General features: G+C 42.3%; 3 protein-coding genes and 4 pseudogenes. 2 read left to right on the top strand and 5 right to left on the bottom strand.

Annotation, left to right across the window (positions count from 1 at the left end):
- From B0183_RS11770 to B0183_RS13070, 4 genes and pseudogenes are all read right to left on the bottom strand, one after another.
- Positions 1–175 (bottom strand): YacL family protein (locus B0183_RS11770; protein ID WP_165688526.1); only part of this gene is annotated, 175 nt, incomplete at its 3' end.
- 83 nt (positions 176–258) lie between these two features.
- Positions 259–546, bottom strand: a pseudogene (locus tag B0183_RS11775) (excinuclease ABC subunit UvrA); the annotation flags it as partial.
- Positions 547–551: 5 nt separating this feature from the next.
- Positions 552–1,127: pseudogene (locus B0183_RS13065) on the bottom strand (phage tail protein); the annotation flags it as partial.
- A 9-nt stretch (positions 1,128–1,136) separates the two neighbouring features.
- Positions 1,137–1,781, bottom strand: a pseudogene (locus tag B0183_RS13070) (C40 family peptidase); the annotation flags it as partial.
- A gap of 70 nt (positions 1,782–1,851) precedes the next feature.
- On the opposite strand from B0183_RS13070, the gene B0183_RS11790 reads away from it, so the two are divergent.
- Both B0183_RS11790 and B0183_RS11795 read left to right on the top strand, forming a co-directional pair.
- The gene (locus B0183_RS11790; protein ID WP_016527932.1) at positions 1,852–2,130 is read left to right on the top strand and encodes a type II toxin-antitoxin system RelE/ParE family toxin; all 279 of its coding nucleotides are present in this window, start codon (positions 1,852–1,854) and stop codon (positions 2,128–2,130) included.
- Positions 2,131–2,141: 11 nt separating this feature from the next.
- Positions 2,142–2,423: a HigA family addiction module antitoxin gene (locus tag B0183_RS11795; protein ID WP_005714478.1), complete on the top strand. Its 282-nt coding sequence runs from the start codon at positions 2,142–2,144 to the stop codon at positions 2,421–2,423.
- Here B0183_RS11795 and B0183_RS12060 read toward each other — a convergent pair.
- Positions 2,420–2,529 (bottom strand): annotated as a pseudogene (locus B0183_RS12060) (phage minor tail protein L); the annotation flags it as partial. The gene B0183_RS11795 and the pseudogene B0183_RS12060 overlap by 4 nt on opposite strands.

Here is a 2,529-nt window from a genome sequence, read left to right on the forward strand (position 1 = left end):
TCCATTCGTAGTTTTGATCTTTGGTTTGGCGACAATGCTCAATTTCAGCAAAAATAGCGGTTAACTCTTTTGGATTTGGCACAATCTCGGTATTTAACCAACGAGCAAATGCCTCGTGATCCATTGAACATTTGGCAATAACGCCGTGCATGGTATGTGTAAATTGGTATTCCATCATTTTCTCCTTTCAAACAAGCGGTCGGATTCGTTTGGTTTTTTGCAAAATATTATAACGAAGTGGCCGCTTGCAACTACAACTTAACCTTTCTTCAAAATCTCTTTTAAAAATCTTGCCGTATGGGATTTCTTATCTTTTGCCACCTCTTCAGGCGTACCTTCGGCGATAATCTGTCCGCCACCGCTACCGCCTTCAGGACCTAGATCGACAATCCAGTCTGCCGTTTTGATCACATCTAAGTTATGCTCGATCACCACAATGGTATTTCCTTGATCACGCAAGCGGTGCAATACGGTCAATAATTGTTTAATGTCGGCGAAGTGTAATCCTGTCGTTGGTTCATCAAGAATATAGAGGGTTTTGCCCGTACTTGTAACCCTTCACGCCCTACACTAAAGCTGATCGTACATTGCTCTAAGCGAGACGTTTCAAGCACCCATTTACCATAACGGCGAGCTTGCCCACGAGAAGTACAGGCAAACGCAACGATTTTCTTCACGTTATAGCCATAACGTTTGATCATCGCATCGTCTGCCACATACTCAATCGCTTTTTGATAGTTGTTACGTTCGTCGGCATATTCCACTTCAACAGCAGTAAAAATGGACTTAAGCGGTACATACTGGCGATTAAATTTACCGTCAATAACGTTCGCCTGAGTAAATGAGCAGACAGGATCGGCATTTCTGTCTTGAATAGCGGTTAATTGCGTACCATTCCACACTACAATCGCACGGAAAACCGACGCCATATCCGAAATCACCGAATAAGCATCACGTTGCTCTGTCAGCCATAAATTTGCCACCATTCTCGGCTCAACACCGCCATAGCCGTCTGGTACTTGTTGATCGCAGTATTGAGCAATCTGATACAACTGGAATTTATCAATGCCATAATCGCCTAAACGTTGCCCCAAGCCAGCTAATTTGTTGGTGACTAAATCGTAAAAAGGCACACGGGCAGATAATCGCCCTTCGCTGTGGTGTAACATCATTTGATGACCAAGGTAAATGCCTGCGTGATTAGCCACATCACTACCAATTTGCAGTAACACAATATCGCCAAGCTGGGGCTGTTCTTCAAAATCTAACCGCTCAAAGCCAAAGCGGAGCAAGTTTTCTTCATACAAGTTGCCTGATTTAAACCATTCAAACTCGTACTCCACATCGTCAGGCAAATCCAATCCCGACAACATATAGGCATCAAGTAAGATATTGCGACAATCCTGCTTGTTATTCTCAAACTGACGACCGACAAGCGGTGCGATGGGGCGGAATTTTTGCAAATTGCCATCGCAAACCAACCAAAACGGCAGATTTAACCGCACTTGGCATTCTCTGTCTGCGGTTGATAGATAAGGCAAACCTTTCTCGGTGTCTGAATCAGGGTGAGAATGAACAACCGCCACAATCTCGCCCACGCTTTCCGCCCGAATCCAATCATCAGGTGAAATTTCAAAATGATTAATCAGATCGACAGCCACATTTTCACAAGGAAAATAACGTAACTCACCGCCCTTAGAAACGACAAAACCGCAACTTTCGTGCGATTCTGAGCGTTTGGCGTGATATAAAATTTGTTCTGTAAAAGAGATATTTTGCATTATTGTATACAACCTATTTACAAGTTAAGATTTAAGCGTATACTTACTGTATACAAAAAGGATAACCACAATGATTCTCTCGTTTAAACATAAAGGCTTAAAGCTATTTTTTGAAACAGGTTCAACAGCAGGTATTCAAGCTAATCACGCTTCTAAATTGCGTCTTCAACTTGCGACACTAGAAAACGCTGAAACTGTTTCTGCAATGAACTTTCCTGGTTGGGATTTACACCCATTACAAGGCAATCTTGTTGGACATTGGAGTGTCAAAGTCAATAAAAACTGGCGTTTAACCTTTAAATTTGAGAACGGTCACGCAGAAATTGTGGATTATCAAGATTATCATTAAGGAGTTGAAGAATGAGAATGTTTAACCCGCCACATCCAGGCTTATTGCTAAAAGAATACCTAGATAATGCCGACACTAGCATTACTCAAATTGCTAAACAACTTGGTGTCACTCGTGTCTGTCTATCTCGTATTATCAATGAAAAATCAGCAATAACCCCTGAAATGGCACTTCGTTTAAGTCAGCTATTGCCTAATACCACACCCAAATTATGGTTAGGTATGCAAGCAGATTTTGATTTGTGGCAATTAGAACAGCGTGCTACATTTCACATAGAACCGCTATTTGCTTAAGCCCCATACTGCGTCGTACTTGGAAAGCCCCCAAACGGTAAAATGGCGTTAGCCCCGAATCTCAGCTTGCAACCACGCAAACAGTGGGAACAAGCGTCTTTTTTCG

Source organism: Glaesserella parasuis, from assembly GCF_002015085.1.
Classification (GTDB): domain Bacteria; phylum Pseudomonadota; class Gammaproteobacteria; order Enterobacterales; family Pasteurellaceae; genus Glaesserella; species Glaesserella parasuis.

What these genes read in the sequence shown, in the direction of transcription:
- B0183_RS11790 (WP_016527932.1), top strand. Translation starts at nt 1,852, where the DNA reads ATGATTCTCTCGTTTAAACATAAAGGCTTAAAGCTATTTTTTGAAACA.
- B0183_RS11795 (WP_005714478.1), top strand. Translation starts at nt 2,142, where the DNA reads ATGAGAATGTTTAACCCGCCACATCCAGGCTTATTGCTAAAAGAATAC.